The 17148-nt window shown below is 67.7% G+C and carries 17 protein-coding genes; 9 read left to right on the forward strand and 8 right to left on the reverse strand.

What is annotated here, in order from left to right:
* Positions 1–101 precede the first annotated feature (101 nt).
* Genes KZJ41_RS23280 through KZJ41_RS23290 form a run of 3 tightly spaced genes read right to left on the reverse strand, consistent with a single transcriptional unit; the run spans position 102 to position 4092 of the window.
* Positions 102–1292 carry a fumarylacetoacetate hydrolase family protein gene (locus KZJ41_RS23280; protein ID WP_044475863.1) on the reverse strand — a complete coding sequence of 397 codons (1191 nt, stop codon included), beginning with the start codon at positions 1290–1292 and terminating at the stop codon, positions 102–104.
* Positions 1289–2758 (reverse strand): aldehyde dehydrogenase (NADP(+)), encoded by a 1470-nt coding sequence (locus tag KZJ41_RS23285; protein ID WP_006935231.1) that lies wholly within the window; start codon positions 2756–2758, stop codon positions 1289–1291. The genes KZJ41_RS23280 and KZJ41_RS23285 overlap by 4 nt, the downstream gene beginning before the upstream one ends.
* Positions 2755–4092: an enolase C-terminal domain-like protein gene (locus tag KZJ41_RS23290; RefSeq protein WP_006935230.1), complete on the reverse strand. Its 1338-nt coding sequence runs from the start codon at positions 4090–4092 to the stop codon at positions 2755–2757. Before KZJ41_RS23290 ends, KZJ41_RS23285 begins: the two co-directional genes overlap by 4 nt.
* Before the next feature lie 157 nt (positions 4093–4249).
* Between KZJ41_RS23290 and KZJ41_RS23295 the strand changes: the two genes are divergently transcribed.
* The gene (locus KZJ41_RS23295; protein ID WP_251549690.1) at positions 4250–5050 is read left to right on the forward strand and encodes a GntR family transcriptional regulator; all 801 of its coding nucleotides are present in this window, start codon (positions 4250–4252) and stop codon (positions 5048–5050) included.
* Positions 5051–5249: 199 nt separating this feature from the next.
* On the forward strand, positions 5250–6662 hold the full coding sequence (locus KZJ41_RS23300; protein ID WP_231385950.1) for an MFS transporter: 1413 nt from the start codon (positions 5250–5252) through the stop codon (positions 6660–6662).
* Positions 6663–6884: 222 nt separating this feature from the next.
* On the opposite strand, the gene KZJ41_RS23305 is transcribed toward KZJ41_RS23300, so the two are convergent.
* Positions 6885–7082 carry a DUF4177 domain-containing protein gene (locus tag KZJ41_RS23305; protein ID WP_006935226.1) on the reverse strand — a complete coding sequence of 66 codons (198 nt, stop codon included), beginning with the start codon at positions 7080–7082 and terminating at the stop codon, positions 6885–6887.
* Between the two features lie 210 nt (positions 7083–7292).
* Here KZJ41_RS23305 and KZJ41_RS23310 point away from each other — a divergent pair, with 210 nt between their 5' ends.
* Both KZJ41_RS23310 and KZJ41_RS23315 read left to right on the forward strand, forming a co-directional pair.
* Positions 7293–8258, forward strand: coding sequence for an intradiol ring-cleavage dioxygenase (locus KZJ41_RS23310; protein WP_006935225.1), 966 nt, complete (start codon positions 7293–7295; stop codon positions 8256–8258).
* Positions 8259–8406: 148 nt separating this feature from the next.
* Positions 8407–8823, forward strand: coding sequence for a LysR family substrate-binding domain-containing protein (locus tag KZJ41_RS23315; RefSeq protein ID WP_006935224.1), 417 nt, complete (start codon positions 8407–8409; stop codon positions 8821–8823).
* A 344-nt stretch (positions 8824–9167) separates the two neighbouring features.
* On the opposite strand, the gene KZJ41_RS23320 is transcribed toward KZJ41_RS23315, so the two are convergent.
* Together KZJ41_RS23320 and KZJ41_RS23325 are read right to left on the reverse strand one after the other, a co-directional pair.
* The gene (locus KZJ41_RS23320; RefSeq protein WP_006935223.1) at positions 9168–9806 is read right to left on the reverse strand and encodes a carboxymuconolactone decarboxylase family protein; all 639 of its coding nucleotides are present in this window, start codon (positions 9804–9806) and stop codon (positions 9168–9170) included.
* A 24-nt stretch (positions 9807–9830) separates the two neighbouring features.
* Positions 9831–10397 (reverse strand): VOC family protein, encoded by a 567-nt coding sequence (locus KZJ41_RS23325; protein ID WP_006935222.1) that lies wholly within the window; start codon positions 10395–10397, stop codon positions 9831–9833.
* A 114-nt stretch (positions 10398–10511) separates the two neighbouring features.
* On the opposite strand from KZJ41_RS23325, the gene KZJ41_RS23330 reads away from it, so the two are divergent.
* Genes KZJ41_RS23330 through KZJ41_RS23350 form a run of 5 tightly spaced genes read left to right on the forward strand, consistent with a single transcriptional unit; the run spans position 10512 to position 15029 of the window.
* Positions 10512–11153, forward strand: coding sequence for a TetR/AcrR family transcriptional regulator (locus tag KZJ41_RS23330; protein WP_006935221.1), 642 nt, complete (start codon positions 10512–10514; stop codon positions 11151–11153).
* 36 nt (positions 11154–11189) lie between these two features.
* Positions 11190–11585 carry a nuclear transport factor 2 family protein gene (locus tag KZJ41_RS23335; protein WP_006935219.1) on the forward strand — a complete coding sequence of 132 codons (396 nt, stop codon included), beginning with the start codon at positions 11190–11192 and terminating at the stop codon, positions 11583–11585.
* The gene (locus KZJ41_RS23340; RefSeq protein ID WP_006935218.1) at positions 11582–12766 is read left to right on the forward strand and encodes an acyl-CoA dehydrogenase family protein; all 1185 of its coding nucleotides are present in this window, start codon (positions 11582–11584) and stop codon (positions 12764–12766) included. The genes KZJ41_RS23335 and KZJ41_RS23340 overlap by 4 nt, the downstream gene beginning before the upstream one ends.
* The gene (locus tag KZJ41_RS23345; RefSeq protein WP_251549692.1) at positions 12763–14121 is read left to right on the forward strand and encodes a phosphotransferase family protein; all 1359 of its coding nucleotides are present in this window, start codon (positions 12763–12765) and stop codon (positions 14119–14121) included. The genes KZJ41_RS23340 and KZJ41_RS23345 overlap by 4 nt, the downstream gene beginning before the upstream one ends.
* Before the next feature lie 14 nt (positions 14122–14135).
* On the forward strand, positions 14136–15029 hold the full coding sequence (locus KZJ41_RS23350) for an oxaloacetate decarboxylase (RefSeq protein ID WP_006935216.1): 894 nt from the start codon (positions 14136–14138) through the stop codon (positions 15027–15029).
* A 155-nt stretch (positions 15030–15184) separates the two neighbouring features.
* Here the strand turns inward: KZJ41_RS23350 and KZJ41_RS23355 are convergent, their stop codons facing one another.
* Both KZJ41_RS23355 and KZJ41_RS23360 read right to left on the reverse strand, forming a co-directional pair.
* Positions 15185–16255, reverse strand: coding sequence for a branched-chain amino acid ABC transporter permease (locus KZJ41_RS23355; RefSeq protein WP_006935215.1), 1071 nt, complete (start codon positions 16253–16255; stop codon positions 15185–15187).
* Positions 16252–17136, reverse strand: coding sequence for a branched-chain amino acid ABC transporter permease (locus KZJ41_RS23360; RefSeq protein ID WP_006935206.1), 885 nt, complete (start codon positions 17134–17136; stop codon positions 16252–16254). Before KZJ41_RS23360 ends, KZJ41_RS23355 begins: the two co-directional genes overlap by 4 nt.
* Between the last annotated feature and the right edge of the window lie 12 nt (positions 17137–17148).

The following is a 17148-nucleotide window of genomic DNA, read 5'->3' on the forward strand; positions in this document are numbered from 1 at the left end:
CTGATCGGGCGTCGAGTGGGGGATGCGACGAGACACCGAGCGGCGTAGGAGGAGGGTCCACTACGCCGCTCGGCGGTCCGGTCCCGTGGCCGGCGCGCGGTCTATGCGGTGGTGGCAGCGACCGGCGCAGGTGTGGCCGGGTGGGTGTGCAGGTAGTCGAACAGCTGGCGCAGCCCGAAGGACCATGCGGGCAGGGATTCTGTGGCCCCCACCTCGTTGATCAGCGCACCGAGATGTGCGCTACGGATGGTGACGACATCGCCGATCTTGTGGGTGAAGCCCTGCCCGGGCTCCTCGCGATCGGCGACAGGGGCGAAGAGCGTTCCGGTGAAGAGGGCGAAGCCGTCGGGGTACTGGTGGTGATCGCCCATTGTTGCGGCGACCAGTTCCTCGAACGGCCGGCTGATGCGGGCGAGGTTGTTGACGCCCTCCATCCTGAATCCGTCGGGACCGTCCACGCGAAGCCGGATCTCCTCGTTGCGGACCGTCTCGAGACCGAAGTCCCCGTCGAACAACCGGATGAAGGGACCGAGCGCACTCGAGGCGTTGTTGTCCTTCGCCTTTCCGAGCAGCAGGGCGCTGCGGCCCTCGACGTCGCGCAGGTTCACATCGTTGCCGAGCGTGGCGCCGGCCACGGTGCCGACCGAGTTCACGATCAGCACCAGTTCGGGCTCGGGATTGTTCCACGACGAGAACGACGGGATGCCGATCTTCGCTCCGACCCCGACCGAGGACAGCACCGGAGCCTTCGTGAAGACCTCGGGATCGGGACCGATCCCCACCTCCAGATACTGGGACCACAAACCCTCGTCGAGCAGGATCCGCTTGGTCGCGGCGGCCTCGGGTGAGCCCGGCGGCAAGGCGGCGATGCCGCCGCCGAGGGTTCGTCCGATCGAGGCCCGCACCTCGGCGGCGCGATCCGGGTTCCCGGCCGTGCGTTCTTCGATGATGCGCTCGATCATGCTCTCGACGAAGGTCACCCCACAGGCCTTCACGACCTGCAGGTCGATCGGGGCCAGGAGGTGCGGACGGGCCGGATCCTGCACGAGGGAGGCATCAACGAGATCGGAGACCTGCCAGCGGGGTGGCGACTGCGCCGTCACGCTGTCGACGTCGGCGAGGACGGTGGACGACTCGAGCAGTTCGGACACGGTTCCGGCGACTGCATGGAGATCGAAGACACCCCCGTCCCGCACGGCGACGACGCGGGGGCCGCCCGTCTCGACGTCCCACACGCGCCCGATCAGCCGCGCCCGGTCGGCGTCCTCGGGCAGGACGTGAGCGTGTGTCATCGCTGCGCTCCCGGCCTTGCCGGACGGTGCCACTCGCCGTCGATCCGCTGTGCGATCCCCCACGGGTTCTCGTCCTGCAACGCCTCGGGCAGACGCGATGTGGGAAAGGACTGGTACGCGACCGGTCGGAGGAACCGGGAGATGGCGGCGGTGCCCACGGAGGTGGTCGTCGATGTCGTCGCGGGGTACGGTCCGCCGTGGTGCTGGGCGTAGCTGACGGTCACGCCTGTGGGCCAGCCGTTCCAGAGCACCCGACCGCTGATGTCGACGAGCACGGCGGCCAGTTCGGTGACGTCGTCGGCGGCTTCGGCCTGCACAGTCGTCGTGAGCTGGCCTTCCAGGAGGCGTGCCAGACCGACCAGTTCCGATTCACCGGCGTACTCGACGATCAGGCTCGCCGGCCCGAACATCTCCTGTCGCAGGAGTTCCGGATGTGCGCGTACGTTCGCGGCCGTGGTGCGCAGCACCATCGGCGACGGCATCGCCGCGAAGTCGCCTTCGACGAGTACCTCGACGCCGGCGGCGGCCCGGACCCGCGTCACCGCCTCGCGGTATCCGTCGTGGAGGCGATCGTTGAGGAGCACGGTCGGCTCGAAGCGGTCGAGGGCGTGCGCCAGCACAGCCGCAACGGATCCGGTGTCACCCGCCGGCACGAACAGCAGTCCCGGCTTGGTGCAGAACTGCCCCATGCCGAGAGTGAAGGACTGCGCGTAGCCGGTGAGAATGTCTTCGCGGCGGCTGTTCCACGCGTTCTCGGTGACGAACACCGCGTTGATTCCACCGAGTTCGCCGTAGAAGGGGATGGGCTCGGGGCGTGCCGCCGCGCGGTCGAACAGGGCGCGGCCGCCACCGGTCGAACCCGTGAAGCCGACAGCCTTGACCAGCGGGTGATCCACCAGCGCCTCTGCTGCGGGTCTGCCGGTCACGAGCCCGAAGAGACCGGCAGGGGCTCCGGCGGCTTCGAGTGCGGCGACCACGACGTCCGCGGTGCGTGCGGCGAGCTCGAGGTGCCCGTCGTGGGCCTTGTGGACGACAGCGCATCCGGCGGCCAGCGCCGAGGCGCTGTCGCCGCCCATCACGCTGAACGCGAAGGGGAAGTTCGACGCACCGAAGACACCGACGACGCCCAGCGGCACGTTGACACGGCGGATGTCCGGCCGCGGCCCCATCCCCCACGAGTCGTCGGCATGGTCGATGACGGCGTCGAGATGCTCGCCGCGGCGGACCTCGTCGGCGAACAACCGGAGCTGGAAAGTACTGCGCCGTAGTTCGCCCTGAAGCCGGTCGAGCCCCAGACCGGTTTCCCGCGCAGCGATGTCGACCAGGGCCGGAGCGTCGCCCTCCAGCCCCTCGGCGACGGCCTCGAGCCAGCCGGCGCGGGTGTCCGGGGGGACCGTCCGGGCCTTCTGAAATGCCGCGTGGGCCGCTTCGACCTTCCGGTTCAGTTCCTCGACGGTCGTGTTCACGGCGCCACCTCCACTCCGGTCTTCGTGGTCGCCGCGCGTCCGTTCACCTCTCGCCAGCCGGGGCCGGTGGGAAAGACCCAGCGTTCGCGCGACGCGGCCAGCATCTCCGCGCCGATACCCGGCAGGGCCGGCGCGGCGTAACGTCCCCCGACAATCCGGACGGGTTCCGCGAAGTGCTCGTGCAGGTGGTCGACGTACTCGATCATGCGTCCCTCCTGGGAGCCACTGAGGGCTGCGTAGTCGAAGAACGAGAAGTGCTGAACGAGTTCGCAGAGCCCGACTCCGCCGGCGTGCGGGCACACCGGCACCCCGAAGCGGGCGGCCAGCAACATGACGGCGATGTTCTCGTTCACTCCGGCAACGCGGGTGGAGTCCAGTTGGAGCACGTCGATGGCCTGGGCCTGCAGCAGCTGCTTGAAGACGATACGGTTCGCGACAGCCTCGCCGGTCGCGACCCGCGTCGGGGCGACACCCTTACGGATCTCGGCGTGGCCGAGGATGTCGTCGGTGCTGGTCGGCTCCTCGATCCAGTACGGGTCGAACTGCGCGAGCTCGTTCACCCGATCGATGGCCTCGGAGACCTCCCACCGTTGGTTGGCGTCGATCGCGATCGGCAGGTCACCGACGGCCTCGCGGGCGAGGGCCAGGCGACGAAGGTCGTCCTCGACGCTCCCGCCGACCTTGAGCTTGATCATGGAGAAGCCGTCGGCGGCTGCCTCCTTGCTGAGACGCACGAGCTTCTCGTCGCTGTATCCCAGCCACCCCGGTGACGTCGTGTAAGCGGGGTAGCCGCCGGCCTGGAGTGCGGCGATGCGGTCCGCCTTGCCGATGCTGCCGCGCTGGAGGAGGTCGAGGGCCCGAGCCGGATCGAGGGAGTCGCGGATGTGCGTGAAGTCGACGACGTCGACGATCTCCTCCGGGGACATGGTGCTCAGCAGCAACCAGAGCGGCTTGCCTTCGCGACGGGCCCGAATATCCCACAGCGCGTTGATCAGAGCGCCGCAGGCCATCTGGCTGACGCCCTTCTCCGGGCCCAGCCACCGCAGTTGCGAGTCGTGGACGAGACGTTTGGATGCGGCGCCGAGATCGAAGATCAGTTCCTCGGTGTTCCGGCCGATCAGCAGCTGGGCGTAGGTGTCGATGGCATGGGTGACGACATCGTTGCCCCGACCACAGGTGAAGACGAAGCCGTGCCCTTCGTCGCCGGCATCCGTGCGGATCGTGACATAGGCAGCCGAATAGTCCGGGTCGACGTTGACCGCATCCGAACCGTCCAGTTCCAGCGACGTCGGGAACCGGACATCGTCGGTCGTGATGGAGACGAGGTGAGACATGGCACTCACTTCCGTGAATCGTATAGGAATCGCCGCAATCATATAGGCAGTGTGGCCCGCGTCAAGCCGCCGGAGATGGATCGGTCACCCCGCCGGGGCCCGAGAGGGGCCCCGAGGCTGGTCGACGGCGAAGAGGACCGGGGCGTATACAGTCGGCATGTCCGAGCGCCCGCCACCTGCCGCACCGCCACAGCGGGCCGAGAAGTGGAGAGAGATGGTCATGGCCCGGCGCGATACGTCCGACGCCCCGAGAGTTCAGCCGAAAGTAGCTGCCGGCGAGGTCTATTCGAAGCTGCGGGACTCCATCGTGGCCAGCGAGATTCCGCCGGGCACCCGAATGAACATCGATGCCATCGCGCGCGACCTGGGCGTCTCACAGACGCCGGTCCGAGAAGCGTTGCAGCGGCTCGAGGGGGACAACCTGGTCGTTTACAGCCCCGGCCGCGGGTACAGCACCACCCCCCTGCTCGACCTTCCCGAACTCCGATCCCTCTTCGAGTTCCGACTGCTCGTCGAGCCCTGGGCAGCACGATCCGCGGCGGTGGATCGGCTCACGAACCCGAGCAGGGCCCTGGACCGGGAGCTCGAATCCTTCGAGCGCCGCGTCGAAGAGGGCGGCGACCTGCGTCAGGACCTCGTCGCCCACGACACCCGCTTCCACGACACCATCCTCGGTGCGGCCGGCAACCCAGTGGTCCAGCACGCATTCGTCCAGACCCACTGCCACCTGCACATCTTCCGGCTCTATCCCGCGGACGTCGACGGGTCGGTCACCGTCGCCGAACACCGGCAGATCTGGGATGCCATCCGTGCCTGCGAGCCGCAGGCCGCCGAGCAGGCCATGGCCGACCACATTCGCAACTCCTTCACGCGATTCGCGCAGGCCTTCGACGGCAACATGCCACCCCTGGATGCCTCCGAGACCGCACGGACGCAGAAGGCGCACATCGTCGGTTAGCGCGACGTCCCAGGGGAGACGAGGTCGGACGCCGACGATCGAGGCGTTTCCTCGACGCTTCGATTCCGCCGGCGCCCTTTCGCGACCGGAACGGGAAGCTCCGAGGTGCCGGGTTGCCCCTCCCTGGCCCGCTTGACAGTGACGGCAGTCACCTGATTCCATGTGGCCTATACGATCGCCGGTGTTCCTATACGATCCCGTGCCGCGATCGACCTCACCCCACCTGCCTCATGTTCGAGGATTCGAGGAAACAATGGTCATGTCAGGGAGAACCCCCATGAGTACTGCAGTAGGAAGTGACTCCGAAGTGAAAGCACCTCGGACCATGACTCGAATGCGATGGGCCATCATCTGGCTCGCATTCGTCGGCCTCAGTATCAACTACCTCGACCGGTCGAGCCTGAGCGTCGCGCTGCCGTTCATGGGCGAGGATTTCCATCTCACCGCCACCCAGCAGGGCATGATCTTCGCGGCTTTCTTCTGGGCCTACGATGTGTGCCAGCTCGCCGCCGGCTGGTATGTCGACAAGGTCGGCCCCCGGCGATCGTTCACCATCGCCGCCCTCTGGTGGTCGGTCTGCACCATGGCCACGTCCTTCGCGCGGGGATTCGGTTCGCTCTTCGCGGTCCGTTTCCTGCTCGGAGTGGGTGAGAGCCCGGCACCGAGTACGTCCGCCAAGGTGGTCGCCACCTGGTTCCCGAAGAGCGAGCGCGCCTTCGCTACGAGCATCTGGGACTCCGGCTCGCGCGTCGGCGCGGTGATCGCCCTTCCGATCGTCACGCTCATCATCTCCTTCACCACCTGGCACGGCGTCTTCATCATCATCGGCGCTCTGGGTGTCGTATGGGCCTTCGCCTGGTGGAAGATCTATCGGGCCCCTCAGGATCACCCGCGGGTCGGTACCGCCGAACTCGCGCATATCGAGAGCGGCGGCGCACGCGGTGCCGGCAGTGACGACGCGGACGCCGCGAAGCTACCCTGGCGGTCGCTGTTCCGGTACCGCACCATCCTGAGCATGATGTTCGGCTTCTTCTGCCTGAACAGCGCGATCTACTTCTTCATCACCTTCTTCCCCAGCTACCTCGTCAGCGAGAGGGGATTCGATCTCCTGAAGCTCGGAATGTTCGGCGCGCTGCCGGGTGTGTGCGCGGTGGCGTGCGGATGGCTCGGTGGATTCGCCGCCGACCGCGCGGTACGTCGGGGACACTCGGTCACCCGGGTTCGCAAGACCCAGATCGCCGGAGGCCTGGTCGGCGGATCGGTCATCATGTTCGCCGCAGTCGTCCCCGAGGCGTGGATGGCGTTGGCGCTCTTGTCTCTTGCGTACTCCAGCCTGACCGTCGCCGCTACCGGAATCTGGTCGCTTCCGGCGGACGTCGCACCCAGTTCGAAGCATGTCGGGTCGATCGGCGGAATCCAGAACTTCGCGTCGAATCTCGCGGGTATCTTCACGCCGCTCGTCATCGGTGTCCTCGTCGACAGCACCGGATCCTACGTCGCCCCGCTCGCGGTGATCGGCGCAGTGGCACTGCTGGGGGCAGCAAACTACTTGTTCGTCATGGGGAGGGTGGAACCACTGAAGGTCAAGGAGCCCCTGGCGCTTCAGCACTGATCGGAGATCTGCACCGGGCAGCTCCCACACGTCGGCTCCGATGAAAGCGAGATCCCACGACCGTCGGTCGTGGGGTCTCGCTTTCGCGTGGCGAAACCTGCAAGAAGCCGAGAGCCGGGACGTCGTCGGCACAGGGGACGCGGGGAGGCGCGGCCACGACAGTGTCCCCGATGCCGCGTTGTTCGAGTCGCGGCGACGGACGAGTCGGGCCAACCGCGCCCGTCAGCCCTCGCGTTCGAAGGTGACGAGCAGCCCCTCGACCCCGCCCGGGCCGACGCGGCCCTTGATCTCGGCGGAGGTGATGGCCTTCAGGCGCCACCCCTGCCGGGCGTGCTCGTTGAGCAGATCCTCGAGCTTGTCACCGGACATCTTCCCGCCGAGCATCTTCTCGCGGACCTCGACAACCTTGTACGAGTACATCGCATTCCTCATGTCGTGGCGATCGGGAATCAGCGGGAGCGCCGACCTTTCGTATCCTACCCGCGCCCGCGCGGCGCGAGCCGGGCTCGACGACCGAAGGACGGATCCACCCGAGCCCGGCTGCCAGCAAGTTCCCAGCATCCGTCCGGTGTTTCCCGAGCTTCCCTTCGTAGCGTGAACCCCACCGAACCGAGCCGAGAGGACACCGCAATGAGTTCACGCCGGGCGCGTCGCGTTCCGACCGACCCCGAACTCCACGAGCACGACCTGGGCCTGGCCCACGACATCAGGACGATGCTGTCGCGCCGGCGGATGCTGGCCGTCTTCGGCGCGGCCGGCACCGCGGCCCTCGCTGCGTGCTCGACGGGCGGGTCGACGTCCACCTCGGCATCCGCGTCGGCCACCACCACCGCCGCTTCGACGACCTCCGCGACCGCCGCGGGCGAGTGCGTCGCCGCCGCACCACAGGAGACGGCCGGCCCGTACCCCGGCGACGGATCGAACGGGCCCAACGTCCTGATCGAGTCGGGAATCGTCCGCAAGGACATCACCACCAGCTTCGGTGACTACACCGGTACCGCCGAGGGCGTGCCGACCACCATCACCCTGCACCTGCAGGATCTCGCCGCCGGCTGCAGCCCCGGCCAGGGCATGGCCGTCTACCTGTGGCACTGCGACCGCGACGGGCAGTACTCCCTCTACAGCGACGGACTGACGGACCAGAACTACCTGCGCGGCGTGCAGGTCGCCGACGCCGACGGCACCGTCTCGTTCACCTCGATCTTCCCGGCCTGCTACTCGGGGCGCTGGCCGCACATCCACTTCGAGGTGCACGACTCCCTCGAGGTCGCCGTCGCCGGCGACAACGCGCGGCTGACCTCGCAGATCGCCCTCCCCCAGGACGTGTGCGAGACGGTGTACGCCGGCGCCGACGGATACGCGCAGAGCACCCGCAACCTGGCGCAGATCAGCCTCGACTCCGACAACGTCTTCGGCGACGGCTGGGACGCCGAACTCGCGACCGTCACCGGCAGCATCGACACCGGCTACGCCGTCGATATCACGGTCGGTGTCGCCGAGAAGTCGGCGAACGTCCAGTCCGATGCGCCGCCGCAGGGCGGGATGGGAGGCGGCCCCGCCGGTGGCCGCCCGGCAGGTCCGCCGCCCGGGCAGTGACGGTCGCTCACTCCACCTTCGTCAGCGACCGCACTGCACCCTCGGACGCACGGCAGTCTTGCCGTCGACGCGCCCGGTTACTTTTTTCCCCCGGGGTTTCTCACGAGCTTCTTGTTGGCAAACTCGTTGAAGCCGAACCGGGCCAGCGATGCCGGACTCCCTCGTCGTCGCGCTGCCCGACACCCACCCGCTGGCCGGCGCGCGCCGGTTGTCGATTGCCCAGCTTGCCGCGGAAAGCTTCGTCTCCCTCCCGCCGCACGAGGGTGCGGTGCTTCCCGACCGGTTGCGGCGGCTCGCGCACGCGGGCGGGTTCGTTGCCGACGTCGTCCAGGTCGCCCCCGATACGCAGACCGCCCTGGCGCTGGTGAGCGCCGAGGTCGGGTGCCACCTGACGTTGGCATCCGTGGCGAGCAACGTCACCGATCCCCATGTCGTCTTCGTTCCGCTCGACGAGTCGACCCCCGACGTCGACCTACGCGTGGCGTGGCGACGTGACGACACCAATCCCGCGCTGCACGTGGTGCTGAAGGTGGTGCTCGGGTTCGCCGATGCGGCGAACGGCTGAGGACCGGAAGACCCCGAGCGGCCGCACCGGGCTCGGCGCGATCAACAATGTCGGTGAGGGTGAGTCGATGAAGGCCATGGCCGAGGGCATCACCCTCGGTCGCGTCTCCACCGGTGAGGACGTGGCGGCCTCCGTCTTCTACCCGGCCGACCCCCGACTCGAACTACATGACGGGCCAAGCCGTGCTCATCGACGGCGGCATGCTGTTCGTCCGAGATCCCGACGACGACCCGCTCACCGCCTCGCGGTGCGCGGCGCCGCCGGACCGGTTGCGCCGTCGAACAACCCACAACCGGTCCGACGAAGGGCGCGAGAGAACCGCAGCGCGCATGATGCAACGGCCGCTACTCGCCGGCCAGATCGGCGGAGAGGTCGGAGACATGGACGCCGTCCGGGATCCGGACCTCCTCGACCGGTTCGGGTCTGTCGTCGAACTCGAGCTTCAGCGCGCGGCAGATCGTAGCGTGCATGTCGTACATGCACGTGATGTAGGTGAGTTCCATGATCTCCTGGTCGGACAGGTGAGCCCGGAGCAGGGCGAACACCTCGTCGGGCACCCGGCCGCCACCGAGGACGAGCCCGTCTGTGTAGGCGAGCACGGCGCGCTCGAGCTCCGAGAACCGGTCGCTGATCTGCCAGTGCGGGAGGGCAGCGATCTTCTCTTCGGACATCCCGAGAGAACGCATCTGCTTGCAGTGCTGGGAGAACACGAACTGGCTCCCGCGCGCGTACCCGGCCCTGCCCTGACCGAGCTCGCGCAGCAGCGGGTCGAGACCTGCGTTGCGGTACAACGCGAAGCCCCGTACGGCATGCCGGAACACGGCCGGAGACTGTGCGAACACCGTCCACCAGTCGCCCGGCGTGGCATGAATGGTGCCGTGGTCGACGGCGGGGTCCTTGTCGGCGCCGAACAGCCGGTCGTAGAAGAAGAGGATCTTTTCGTCGGTCACCTCGGCACGAGGGACTTCACGGAGGCGGGGCATGTCGATTGTCCTTTCGGCCGTCGGTCAGGAGGCGCCGGTCGTGCGGCGGTCGGCCGCGGTCTTCGGCTCGTGCACGACGTCTTCCGGAGTGAACTCGCGCGTCCAGCAGGCAAATTCGAGGAGGACGCCGTCCGGATCCTGGAAGTAGAACGATCGGACGAAGGTGCCGTCGTGCACCTCCTTGGCTACGCCGGACGGGCTGTCGTCGTGGTTGAGGACGCGGCTGACCTCGACACCGTCCGCTTGCAGCCGGGCGCGGTACTCGCCGAACAGTTCCGGTGGGACAGCGAAGGCCACGTGGTTCATCGATCCGACCGCACTGGCGAGTTCCCCCTCGTCGGGGCGGCCCTTCGGCGCCGCAACGCCGGGGGCGGCATCGGGTGCGTCCTCGAGCCAGAAGAACGCGAGGGTGTTGCCTCCCCCGCAGTCGAAGAAGAAGTGCTGGCCGAGTCCCCCGGGCAGCTCGACCGTCTTCACCAGGGGCATGCCGAGGGTTCCCGAGTAGAAGTCGATCGTCCGCTTCATGTCGGAGCAGACGAGGGCGAGGTGATTGATCCCGCGGAGTTCGAACTTCGAATTCGATGTGGTCACTGCAATCCTTTCGGGCACTGATTCGGAGAAATCCGGGCAGGAAACGGAGAGAATCGGAGAACAAGGGGTACGAGATGACTTGACAGTCATGTCACCTTCGGGGATAGTCTGACCGTGGCCAAGTCATCTGTCAACACCCCGTCCGTACCCGCGCCGGTCGAGACCCTCACGGCGCGGGGGCGGAAGACTCGTGACGCCCTGCTCGACGCGGCGCGCACCGTATTCGAGACCGTCGGATTCCCCGACACCCGGGTCGAGCAGATCACCCAGGAGGCCAACGTCGCTTATGGCACCTTCTATCGGTATTTCGAGTCGAAGGAACACATCTTCCGCGAACTGAGCACCCGCCTGTTCGAGGATGTACACCGCCGCGAACCGACCGATCCCGACCTGTCCCCCGCGGCACGGCTCGTCGCGGCGAATCGCTCGTACTACAAGGCCTATCGGCGCAATGCACGGCTGATGGCGATCGTCGAGCAGGTCGCGACCATCAACGACGAGTTCCGGGAATTGCGCCACGAGCACCGCTCCCAGCTCATCGAACGGACTTCCCGGGCGATCGCCCGCTGGCAACAGGAGGGACTCGTCCGGCAGTCGCTCGACCCGGTACTCGCCGCCCGCGCGATGTCCGCGATGGTCGATCACACCCTCTACCTCTGGCTGATCCAGGGGGAGGCGGCGGACGAAGAGGCACTGCTGAGCACCCTCGACCAGATGTGCCTGGGCGCCCTGGGACTGGAATCCGATTCCCCCTGACATCCCATCCGCAGCACCGAGGAGAACCACCTTCGCATGTTGGATCTCGCAGACCGATTCTTCGCCGCCGTCCGAGCCGGTGACGTGGACACACTGACAAACCTGTATGCGCCGGACGCGCGCATCTGGCACAACGACGACGGCCGCGAGCAGACCGTCGAGGAGAACCTGCGCGTGTTGCGCTGGCTCACCCGCACGCTCGAGGACTTCCGTTACGAGGACGTCCGCCGCGACGCGGTTCCGGACGGCTTCGTACAGCAGCACGTGGTGCGCGGGGCCCTGCCGGGACACGGTCCGCTCGAAGTGCCTGCCGCACTGTTCGTCCGGGTCGTGGACGGACGGATCACCCGCATCGACGAGTACGTCGACTCCGCCGCCATCCGACCGCTGCACGAGACGACCGACACGACAACGAAGGGAAACGGGGCATGACCACCAATCATCCCGAGGGCCACATCGCAGACCTGTGCGCCCGCATGCGCTCGTTCATCGACAACCAGGTGATTCCTGCCGAGCCGGTCCTCGCGCGCGAGGACGACGACGCCCGCAAGGCACTCGATCAGCTGCGCACGCAGGCAAAAGAGCTCGGTCTGTGGGCCTTGGGTCACCCGGCGGATGTCGGGGGTGGTGGTGTGCGGTTCCTCGATTTCGTATACCTCAACGAAATCATCGGCCGGTCCGAGTTCGGGCAGCTCGCCGTCGGGTCCGTGTCCATGCAGGACACCTTGATGCTGCGCAAGCACGGCACCGAGGAACAGCGGGAACGATGGATCCCGCCGCTCGTCGCCGGCGAGTTCCTGCCCTCGGTGGGACTCACGGAGCCGGAGGTCGCCGGCTCCGATCCGACCCTGATCACCACCCGCGCGGAGCTCGACGGGGACACCTGGGTCATCAACGGGCACAAGTGGTTCACGACGGGAGTCAAAGACGCGGGCTACTGCACCGTCTTCGCGCGCACCGAGCCCGAGGACGTGCCCCGCCACTCCCGGATCAGCGCGATCATCGTTCCGACCGACACCCCCGGTTTCGAGATCCTCCGCTCGATCCCGACGATGGGCCACGATCCCAGCGACCACTACGAGGTCCGGCTCTCCGACGTGCGGGTGCCTGCCGACAACCTGCTCGGCGAGCGCGGCAAGGGGTTCGCCGTCGCACAGGACCGCCTCGGACCCGGGCGCATCTTCCACGGCATGCGCTGGCTCGGTCAGGCGCAGCGGGCCTACGAGCTCATGTGCGAGCGGGCCAACACCCGCTACGTGCACGGTTCTCTCCTGGCAGAGAAGGGCGAGGTCCACCGGTACATAGCGGAATCCGCCGCGCAGATCCACGCTGCCCGGCTGATGACACTCGATGCCGCCCGCGCGATGGACTCCGGCGACGATGCACGCATCCGGATCGGGCTCGTCAAGTTCTGGTGTGCACGGATGCTGCACGACGTCGTCGACCGCGCCATCCAGGTGCACGGAGCGCTCGGGCTGACCGCCGACACGCCGTTGGAGCGGATGTATCGGCAGGCCCGGTACGCCCGCATCTACGACGGCCCCGACGAGGTCCACCGCATGTCCACAGCTCGCAAACTGTTGCGCGACCCGGGCGCGGCGCCGTGGCTGTGACCGAGGCTTCCTCGTCACTGGGTGACGGGATCCGAGCAATCCTCATCGAGGTGCGCGGCGAGAACGTCTCGGTCGGCGAACCCCGACAGCTGACCGGCGGCGCGAGCCGCGAGGTGTGGTCGGCGCAGGCAACCGATGCCGCGGGCAACCCCCTGCCCGTAGTCCTCAGGCGTGATCCCCCCGGGCACGGCGACGCACAGCGGATGCGCGCGGAGACGGCATGCCTGCGCGCCGCCGCCGCCGCCGGTGTGCCGGTACCCGCTGTCCTTGCCAGCGGTGACACCGCCCCCGGCATCGATGCCCCCTTCCTGCTGATGGAAAGAGTGGCCGGCGAGTCGATTCCCCGGAAGATCCAACGGGATCCGGCGCTCGCCGAAATGCGGGAGCGGCTGGCCGAGAAGATGGGATTCGTGCTGGGACAGATCCACAGCAGCGCTGTCGGAGCCCTCACGATGCTCGACACCAGAGACCCGATCGACGTGCTCGAGTCCGTCTATCGGGCTCTCGACGACCCGCGCCCGGCGGTCGAAATCGGGCTGCGGTGGCTTCGGGACCATCGGCCTTCGCGCCGACCGGCCACTCTCGTGCACGGCGACTTCCGCCTCGGCAACCTTCTGGTCGACGACACCGGAATCCGGGGCGTCCTCGACTGGGAGCTCGCCCATCTGGGCGATCCGATCGAGGACCTCGGATGGCTTTGCGTCCGGGCATGGCGGTTCGGTGCCGAACTCCCGGTCGCCGGTGTGGGGACCCGCGAGCAGTTGCTCGACGGCTACGAGAAGGCGACGGGTGAGCGGCCTTCGACGGCAGAGCTGCACTGGTGGGAGACCTACGGCACCCTGCGGTGGCTGGTGCTCAGCCGGTTCCAGGCGCAGCGTCATTTCGGCGGCGCCGAGCGCTCGCTCGAACTCGCCGCGATCGGCCGCCGGGTCTGCGAATCCGAATACGACCTGCTCCTGATCCTCGATCTGCTCGACGACGAGCCACCGGCGGCACCTGCTCCGCCGGCCGAGTCGCTGCACGACCGCCCGAGCCTGGCCGAGATTCTCGAGCTCGTCTCCTGGACGCTCACCGACGAAATCGGTCCGGCACTCGACCGGACGCAGGACCGGGAGCGCTACCTGCTGCGGATCTGCGTCAACCTCCTGGGCACGGCGCGTCGGGAACTCGACTCCGGCGACAGCACCGTGCTCGGGGACCTGTTGACCGAAGTCGGCTGCGCCACCGAGGCCGAGCTCGCAACCGCGCTTCACCGGGGAACGCTCTCGTACACCGACCCCCATGTGCGTCGAGCCGTCTCGACAGCGGTCATGGCCCGTCTGCGCGTCGCCAATCCACGCCACCTCACCACGTGATCGAAAGCGATTCCATGTCAGATTTTCTCGGATCACCGACCCCTACCAGACCACGGCTGCGCCAACTGCTGGACAGCGCGGCACCGGTCCTGGCGCCGGGGGCCTACGACAGCCTGTCCGCGCGCCTGGTCGAGGCCGCCGGGTTCGATGCGGCGTACATGACCGGCTTCGGCACCTCTGCGAGTCTGCTCGGTCGCCCCGACGTCGGATTGCTCACCGCTACGGAGATGACCGACAACGCCCGCCGCATGGCTGCTGCCGTCGACGTCCCGTTGATCGCCGATGCCGATACCGGGTACGGCAACCCTCTCAACGTCATTCGCACCGTCCGCGACTACGAGAGGGCCGGCGTCGCGGCCATCCAGCTCGAGGATCAGGTCGCTCCCAAGCGATGCGGCCACATGGAGGGCAAGGCGGTCGTCCCGGTCACCGACATGGTGGCCAAGCTGGAGGCGGCCGTCGCGGCCCGCACCGATCCGGACCTCCTGATCATCGCTCGGACCGACGCCGCGGCCGTCGACGGGCTGGACGCGGCAATCGATCGCGCCCTGCACTACGCGGACGCCGGCGCCGACCTGTTGTTCGTGGAGGCTCCGGCCAGCATCGACGAGGTGCGTGCGGTGGCGACCCGGTTGAAGGGACATCGCCTGGTGTTCAACTGGGTAGAAGGCGGGCGCACTCCGCCGGTGCCGCTGGATGTGCTGGGCGAGCTGGGATTCGCTCTTGTGCTGTTCCCGATCGGCGCGCTGCTGGCCGCTACGAGGTCGATCCAGGACTTCCTGGCCACGATCGTGCGCGACGGGACCCCGGCGGCGGCGTTGTCGCGCCTGCCCTCCTTCGACGAGTTCACCGGGTTCATCGGACTGTCCGAGGTGAACGAACTCGGTTCCCGTTTCGCCGATCGCTGAGCCGGAAGGGTCCGCCTGGCCACATGGCCAGGCGGGCTTTTTCGGTACCGATCGCACCGGGCGACAGCCGGAGACCACTAACACCGCAGCGACGGACGGGCACCCTAGATCCTGATCGAGGGTGCCCGTCCGTCGCCGGTCGTGGTCCGGGCAGTTCAGCCGGTGGCCACCGGTTCCAATTCCAGTCCCGGGTCCTTTGTGCCCTCGGACCGTCCCCCGTCGCTGCGACGACCCGGGATGCATGCCACGAGCGGCGCGAGCCCCCACCGCACCAGACTGATCAAGCCGTAGGGCAGTACGAAGATGAACAGGATCAACGCCGCGCCGTAGGTGATGCCGGCCGCCGACTGGTTGAGTTCAGCAGTCCACTGCGGGACGTAGACGACGAAGAAGGCGCCGAACACGACACCGGGCACGGTACCGAGACCTCCGACCACGATCATGGTGATGAACGCGATCGCCAGCGGCAGCCCGAAGGCCTCCGGGCCGACGTACTGGACGACGAAGCTGTAGAGCACCCCGCCGACGCCGGCGAGTGCGGCACTGAGGGCGAACACGGTGGTCTTCGTCCGGGTGGCCGGCATACCGAGGGTCGTCGCCACGGCCTCGTAGTCACGGATCGCGATCAGCGATCGCCCGATGCGGCCGGTGGAGAGCCGGCGCACCACGAGATAGGTCAGCGCGGCGACGAGCAGGCACAGGTAGTACACCCACTGGTCGCGATCGAGACCGGAGGATACGGGTGCCTCGGCCGCGGTGACGTTGATGCCCGCCTGACCGTCGGTCACGTGCTCGAAGCGTTTGATCACGGCGGGGGTCACCAGTGCGAGACCCAGTGTGGCGAGCGCCAACTGGAGGCCGTGGAGCCGCAGCGCCGGCAGCCCGAACAGGTACCCGCCCACATAGCAGACCGCGAAGGCGAGCGGGAGCACCACCGGATAGGCGACACCATGGTTCTCGATCAGCACCGCACTGAGATACGCGCCCACGGCGAAGAAGAAGCCATGGCCCAGGGAGATCTGACCGGTGTTGCCTGTCAGCAGATTCAGGCCGAGTCCGACCACGACGTACACGAGGACCATGGAACGGTCGAAGTTGACGTACGGCGCCGAGACGAGCGGTGCGACCGCGGCGAGGACGAGCACCACCGCAACGGTGGTACGGCGGAGCCACACCGGTGCGTCGAGTTCGGCGCGGGGGCGGCGGAGCATATCGAGGACTTTCATACCCGCGCCACCTTCCGCGCACCGAAGAGACCTTCCGGCCTGAAGAGCAACACCCCCAGGATGAGGACCAGTGCCACGGCTTGCTTGAAGTCGTGGCCGATCCACTCGATGTACGTACCGGCGAGGTTCTCCGCGACACCGACGCACAATCCGCCGACGAGGGCGCCGACCGGACTGTCCAATCCGCCGAGAACGGCGGCAGCGAATGCGTAGATCAGCGACGCGACGAGCATGTTCGGCTGGAGGAACAATTGCGGGGCCGCGAGCGACGCCGCGAGCGCGCCGATCGCCGCCGCCAATCCCCAGCCGATCATCAGCATGCGACCTACCGGAATACCCACCAGCTCAGCGGAATCCGGATTTCCGGCGGCCGCCCGCATCGCGAGGCCGACACGGGTACGCTGGAACAGGAGGAACAGCAGCGCCGCGACAACCACGACCGCGCCGACGATCACGAGGGACTGCCGCGAGACTGCCACCGTCCCCAGCGTCACCACCGGTCCGGACACCGTCGACGGAAATTCCCTGCTCTGCACACCCCAGATCCAGCCGGCCGCGCTGTTGAGGACCAGCATCAGTCCGAGAGTGATGATGACGAGCGGCATGTGGTTCGGCGAGCCCGCCAGCGGCCGGATCAGCACCCGCTCGGTGACGGCGCCCATGAGGAACGCTACCGCCATCGCCCCGAGGATCGCGACATACAGCGGCGCACCCCACTGGTGGAACTGCCACGCGAAGAACGCCGCGAACATCGCCATCTCCCCCTGCGCGAAGTTCACGATCCCGGAGGCCCGGTAGACGAGGACGATGCTCAATGCGAACGCACCGTACAGTGCGCCCCACGTGAGCCCGTCCACCAATTGTTGAAGAAAGACGTGCATGACTCACTCCTG

This window comes from Rhodococcus sp. 11-3, from assembly GCF_023704055.1.
Taxonomy (GTDB): Bacteria; Actinomycetota; Actinomycetes; order Mycobacteriales; family Mycobacteriaceae; genus Rhodococcus; species Rhodococcus aetherivorans.